This is a genomic window from Streptomyces albospinus, assembly GCF_014648695.1.
Taxonomy (GTDB): domain Bacteria; phylum Actinomycetota; class Actinomycetes; order Streptomycetales; family Streptomycetaceae; genus Streptomyces; species Streptomyces albospinus.
In genome coordinates this window covers 1-5,970 of sequence record NZ_BMRP01000032.1, presented here as the reverse complement: position 1 = coordinate 5,970, position 5,970 = coordinate 1, and the positions used below count along the sequence as shown (strand labels likewise).

General features: G+C 74.7%; 5 protein-coding genes. 3 read left to right on the top strand and 2 right to left on the bottom strand.

The genetic code is table 11. The annotated features are described in order from the left end of the window. Positions 1-15 precede the first annotated feature (15 nt). Both IEZ17_RS30725 and IEZ17_RS30720 read right to left on the bottom strand, forming a co-directional pair. Complete coding sequence (locus tag IEZ17_RS30725) at positions 16-882, bottom strand: sugar phosphate isomerase/epimerase family protein (protein ID WP_189305870.1); 867 nt, start codon at positions 880-882, stop codon at positions 16-18. 152 nt (positions 883-1,034) lie between these two features. Further along, complete coding sequence (locus IEZ17_RS30720) at positions 1,035-2,105, bottom strand: bifunctional helix-turn-helix transcriptional regulator/GNAT family N-acetyltransferase (protein ID WP_189305868.1); 1,071 nt, start codon at positions 2,103-2,105, stop codon at positions 1,035-1,037. Between the two features lie 244 nt (positions 2,106-2,349). Here IEZ17_RS30720 and IEZ17_RS30715 point away from each other — a divergent pair, with 244 nt between their 5' ends. Genes IEZ17_RS30715 through IEZ17_RS30705 form a run of 3 tightly spaced genes read left to right on the top strand, consistent with a single transcriptional unit; the run spans position 2,350 to position 5,731 of the window. Beyond that, positions 2,350-3,510 carry a Gfo/Idh/MocA family protein gene (locus tag IEZ17_RS30715; protein WP_189305866.1) on the top strand — a complete coding sequence of 387 codons (1,161 nt, stop codon included), beginning with the start codon at positions 2,350-2,352 and terminating at the stop codon, positions 3,508-3,510. After that, a complete protein-coding gene (locus tag IEZ17_RS30710) occupies positions 3,507-4,718 on the top strand; it encodes a dihydrodipicolinate synthase family protein (protein ID WP_189305864.1) in 1,212 nt (403 codons plus the stop codon). Before IEZ17_RS30715 ends, IEZ17_RS30710 begins: the two co-directional genes overlap by 4 nt. Next, positions 4,715-5,731 (top strand): sugar phosphate isomerase/epimerase family protein, encoded by a 1,017-nt coding sequence (locus IEZ17_RS30705; protein ID WP_229852816.1) that lies wholly within the window; start codon positions 4,715-4,717, stop codon positions 5,729-5,731. The genes IEZ17_RS30710 and IEZ17_RS30705 overlap by 4 nt, the downstream gene beginning before the upstream one ends. Positions 5,732-5,970 lie beyond the last annotated feature (239 nt).

Genomic DNA, 5,970 nt, shown 5'->3' with positions numbered 1-5,970 from the left:
CGGGCGCGCCCCGGGTCAGCCGCCCGCCGGAGCGCCGGCGCCGGGCCGGCCGCCGGCCCCGTCCAGCAGCCGCTCCAGATGCTCGCGGCCCCGGGCCAGCAGGCCGGGGAACCCGGCCGCCCGCGGATACCAGCGCCGCTCGTACTCCCAGCAGAGCCAGCCGCCGGCCTCCCGGCCGAGCGCCGCCACCACGGCGGGCAGCGGCAGCACCCCCGCCCCCAGCGCGAGCGGCGTCAGATCGTCCGCCGAGGCGACGTCCTTGACCTGCACATACCCCAGATACGGCGCCAGCGCGGCATACGTCTCGGCGGGCGCCTCCCCGGCGAGCCAGCTGTGCAGGACGTCCCACAGCGCCCCGGCCTGCCGCCGCCCCACCGCGCCCAGAATCCGGGCGGCCGACGCCCCGGTGCGATGCGAGTCGTGGGTCTCCAGCAGCACTCGCACCCCGCGCTCCGCGGCGAGCGGCGCCACCGCCCGCAGCCGCCGGACCGCATCCGCGCGGGCCGCCTCCGCCGGGCGCCCGCCGCCACCCGGGAAGACCCGCACATACGGCGCCCCCAGATCGGCGGCGAGCAGCACCAGTTCGGACAGCTCCCGCGCCAACTCGGCCTCGCCCGCGGCGCCCCGTACGTCCGCCGCGACCCGGGCGTACCCGGCGACGGCCAGGACCGCCACCCCCGCGTCCGCGAACCGCCCGCGCACCGCGGCCCGTTCCCGCATGCCGAGCAGCGGATGCACCGGCTCCTCGGGGTGCGCCCGCAGCTCCACCCCCTGATATCCGGCACCGGTCGCCAGCCGCAGCACCTCGGCCACCGGCATCCCCGGCACCCCCAGCGTCGAGAACGCGAACCGCACCGCCGCCGAGCCGTCCCCGCCGCCCATCGTGCCTCCCGTACCGCCCGTGCCTCTCGTGCCGCCCGTGCCTCCCGTGCCGCCCGTGCCTCTCGTGCCTCCCGTGCCGGCCGCGCCTCCCGCGTCGACCGCTGGGCCGGCCCGGCCACCGCCTCGGCCGGGCGAACCGCGGCGGCCGTCCGCTACGCCAGCGTCAGTCGCCAGTCCTGCCCGACCAGGTCCTGCCCGAAACTGCGGTGCGGCTCCTCGGCGGCCAGCTCGAACCCGGCCTGCTGGTAGATCCTCCGGGCCGCGCCCAGCACGGAGTTGGTCCACAGCACCATCTCCCCGTACCCGGCCTCACGGGCGAACTCCACGCAGGCGTCGACCAGTTGGCGGCCCACGCCGTGCCCGCGCGCCCCGGGCTCCACCAGCAGCAGCCGCAGCCGCGCCACCCCCGGCCGCGCGTCCCGTACGCACATCACCGCACCGACCCGCTCGCCGGCCAGCTCGGCTATCCAGGTGCGGTCCCACCGCGGGTCGAAGCCCTCCGCGTACTCCGCGACGATCCGGGCCACCAGCGCCTCGTAGCGGAGATCGAAGCCGTACTCGGCGGCGTACAGCGCGGCGTTGCGCTCCACCATCCAGCCCAGGTCGCCGGGCCGGGTGGTGCGCAGGGTCACCGCGGACGCGCTCCCGGCGCTCCGCTCCTGCGGCGTGCCGTCCGCCCCCGCCCCTTCCGCCCCCGCACCTTCCTCGCCGGGCCGGACGTCCTCGCCGAGCAGGGCGCGGATGGTCCGCATCGAGGCCGTCAACCGCTCCCGGTCCGCGTCCGGGAGCCGTTCCAGCAGCGACCCCGCCGCTTCCTGCGAACGCTCCTCCAGCAGCCCGGCCGCGTCCCGGCCGCCCTCGGTGAGGGTGATGCGCTGCCGGCGCGGATCCCGGTCCGATCTGCCGCGGGTGATCAGCTCGCGGTCCTCGAACTTCCCCAGCAGTCTGCTCAGATACCCGGCGTCCAGCGACAGCGAGGCGCGCAGGTCCGCGGCGTCCACCTCCGGCCGGTTGGCGACCTCGTAGAGCACCCGGGCCTCGGTGAGGGTGTACGGGGTGTACAGATGGCGGCCGTAGTCCAGCGCGCCGATCAGGTTGGTGTAGAAGCGGTTGAATCTGCGCAGCTCGCGGACGGCGGGGCCGGCCGCCGGGCCGGATGCCGTGGTGGATGTCGCGGTGGTTGCCGTACTGGTTGCGGTACTGGTTGCCGTCCCGTCGGTCATAGCCGACCCCCCTCGTCCTTGACTCAGTCAAGCTTGACTGAGTCAAGGGTACGCCCCTGCGCCGCTCCGCGCACGGCTGTTTCCGCACCCGGCGCCGCCGCTCCGCTCCCGGTCCGGTGCCCTCTTGTCCCTGCCGCGCCGCGCAGGCTAGCTTCACCCGCGGCGGAAAGCGCCCGCCAGCCGCCCACCCCACCCACGCATCCACGCGACCGAACGACCTGCCGCGAGCGAGAGGGGCCGGACCGTGACACGCACGACCGTACGCATCGCCATGAACGGCGTGACCGGGCGCATGGGCCACCACCAGCACCTGGTCCGCTCCCTCCTCGCCCTGCGCGCCCAGGGCGGCCTCGACCTGGGCGACGGAACGGTGATCTGGCCGGAGCCGGTCCTCGTCGGCCGCTCCGAGCACAAGGTCCGGGCGCTCGCCGAACGCCACGGTCTGGAGCACTGGAGCGACAACCTCGACGCCGTACTCGCCGACGACACCATCGCCGTCTACTTCGACGCGCAGATCACCGCCGCCCGCACCGACGCCGTGAAGAAAGCGATCGCCGCCGGAAAGCACGTCTACGTGGAGAAGCCCACCGCCACCGACCTGGCGGGCGCACTGGAGCTGGCCCGGCTGGCCGACGCCGCCGGCGTCAAACACGGCGTCGTCCAGGACAAGCTCTTCCTGCCCGGACTGCGCAAACTGCGCCGCCTCGTGGACGGCGGCTTCTTCGGCCGCATCCTGTCCGTACGGGGCGAGTTCGGCTACTGGGTCTTCGAGGGCGACTGGCAGCAGGCGCAGCGACCCTCCTGGAACTACCGCACCGAGGACGGCGGCGGTATCGCGGCCGACATGTTCCCCCACTGGGAATACGTCCTGCACGAGCTGTTCGGCCCGGTCCGCTCCGTCCAGGCCCGGGTCACCACGCACATCCCGCACCGCTGGGACGAGTCCGGCACGCCCTACGAGGCGACCGCCGACGACGCCGCCTACGGCATCTTCGAACTGGACGGCGGCATCATCGCCCAGATCAACTCCTCCTGGGCGGTACGGGTCCACCGCGACGAACTGGTGGAGTTCCAGGTGGACGGCACCGAAGGGTCGGCCGTCGCCGGACTGCGCCGCTGCCGCGCCCAGCACCGCGCCGGCACCCCCAAACCGGTCTGGAATCCCGACATCCCCGACAACACGGCCGCGGGATCCTTCCGCGAACAGTGGCAAGAGGTCCCGGACAACGCCGACTTCGACAATGCGTTCAAGGTCCAATGGGAGCTCTTCCTGCGCCATGTGGTGCGCGACGAGCCCTGGCGCTGGGACCTGCTGGCAGGCGCCCGCGGCGTCCAGCTCGCCGAACTGGGCCTGCGCTCCTCGAAGGAGGGCCGCCGGCTCCCCGTACCGGAGCTGACCCGGTGACCGCCCCGGAGGCCGCCGCGACCACCACCGGGCGGCCCCCGCCGCGCTCCCGCACGGTCTTCGCCGCCGCCCACGTGGTCGCCGATCCGCACGCCGACACCACCCCGGACGGCCCGGCCGCCCTGGACTGGGACGCCACCCTCGCCTTCCGCCGTCACCTCTGGGCACACGGCCTGGGCGTCGCCGAGGCGATGGACACCGCGCAGCGCGGCATGGGCCTGGACTGGGGCAGCGCGGCCGAGCTGATCCGCCGCTCCGCCGCCGAGGCCAGGGCCACCGGCGGCCGGATCGCGTGCGGCACCGGCACCGACCAACTCCCGCCCCACGGCGCCACATTGACGGACGTCCGCGCCGCCTACGAGGAACAGCTCGCCCTCGCCGAGGACGCCGGCGCCCAGCCCATCCTGATGGCCTCCCGCCAACTGGCCGCGCTCGACGGCGGCCCGGACACCTACCGCGACCTCTACGGGCACCTGCTGCGCCAGACCACGCGCCCGGTGATCCTGCACTGGCTCGGCCCGATGTTCGACCCCGCGCTGACGGGGTACTGGGGCAGCCCGAACCTCGACGCGGCCACGGAGACGCTCCTGCGCATCATCGCCGACCACCCCGCCAAAGTGGACGGCGTCAAGGTCTCCCTCCTGGACGCCCCACGGGAAGTGGCACTGCGCCGCCGCCTCCCGAAGGGCGTGCGCTGCTATACGGGCGACGACTTCCACTACCCCGAACTGATCGCCGGCGACGCCCACGGCTTCAGCGACGCCCTGCTCGGCGTCTTCGACCCGCTCGCACCCCTGGCCGCCAGGGCCGTCCACCTCCTGGACACCGGTGACACGGCCGGATTCCGCGCCACCCTGGACCCGACCGTGCCACTCGCCCGCCACCTCTTCCGGGCACCCACCCGCTACTACAAGACCGGCGTGGTGCTGCTCGCCTGGCTCGCCGGCCACCAGCGCCACTTCACCATGATCGGCGGCCTCCAGTCCGCCCGCTCCCTGCCCCACCTCCGCCGCGCGTACGAACTGGCCGCCGGGCTCGGCCTGTTCCCCGACCCGGAACTGGCCGCCACCAGACTGCGCACCCTCCTGACGGTGTACGGCGCACCCGAGCAGGACCAGGACCAGGGGCAGGGACAAGAACAGGTGCAGGAGCAGGAGGCGACGGTCGTATATGGGGCGGAGGCACGACGTACGGGGCAAGGGACGTGACAGGCGGCGCGGCGGCGGCGATGGGTACGGGCGGTACGGGCGGTGCGGGCGGTAGGGGTGGCAGGGGCGGTGTCGGTACAAGCGGGAACGCCACGCACCCCGACGCCGCCCTCACCCCTGCCCCCGCCCCCACCCCCGCCCTCCTCTCGCGCCTGAGTCTCAATCAGGAGACCGTCCGGCAGTGGTCGCTGCCCGAGCTGGTGGACGGGTGCGCACGGGCGGGCGTACGGGGCGTGGGCCTGTGGCGCGCGCCGGTGCGGCAATACGGGACCGTCGCGGCTGCCCGGCTCGTACGGAACGCCGGGATCGCGGTCACCAGCCTGTGCCGGGGCGGGTTCTTCACCGCCGAGGAACCCGGGGAGCACCGCGCCGCCCTGGCGGACAACCGGGCCGCCATCGAGGAGGCCGCGGTCCTCGGCACCGCCACCCTGGTCCTGGTCTCCGGCGGACTGCCGCCCGCCAGCCGCGACCTGGCGGGCGCCCGGGAGCGGATCGCCGACGCGCTCGCCGAGTTGGCCCCGTACGCCGCCGAGCGGGGAGTACGGCTGGCCCTGGAACCCCTGCACCCGATGTACGCCGCGGACCGGTGCGTGGTCTCCACCCTCGCCCAGGCCCTCGACCTCGCCGAACGCTTCCCCGCGGAGCAGGTGGGCGTGGTCGTGGACACCTACCACCTGTGGTGGGACGACACGGTGGACACGCAGATCGCCCGCGCCGGTGGTACGGGCGGCGCGGGCGGTACCGGCGGCGTGGGCGGTACCGGAGGCGCCGCATCGCGCCTCGCCGCCTTCCAGCTCGCCGACTGGATCACACCGCTGCCCGCGGGTGTCCTGCTGGGGCGTGGACAGTTGGGCGACGGCTCGGTCGATCTGCGGCGGTTCCGGCAGCAGGTGGACGCGACCGGCTACCGGGGCCCCATCGAGGTCGAGATCTTCAACCCGGCCTTGTGGGCGCGCGACGGCACAGAGGTCCTCACCGAGGTCGTACAGCGCTTCGCCACGCACGTCTGCTGAGCGTGCGCGCGGCGCTCCGAGCTCACTGCCGACGGTGCGGATGTCGCTGTTCCACCGTTGAGGTTGCGTGCCGTCGTCGCGCCCGCCGCTGCCGAGGCGACGCATGGGGGTTCCGCCCGCCACGGCCGCGGGTGCGCCGGTCGTTTCGCCCTCCGGCGCGGCAGCTGGGCCTGTCGTACTCCCCCCACCCCCGAACCCACCCCCCGCCCCCTCCCCCGAAGGGGGAGAGGGGGAGGGGG

Coding starts and splice junctions, on each gene's coding strand:
- IEZ17_RS30725 (WP_189305870.1), bottom strand. CDS start 882: ATGGGCGGCGGGGACGGCTCGGCGGCGGTGCGGTTCGCGTTCTCGACG.
- IEZ17_RS30720 (WP_189305868.1), bottom strand. CDS start 2,105: ATGACCGACGGGACGGCAACCAGTACCGCAACCAGTACGGCAACCACC.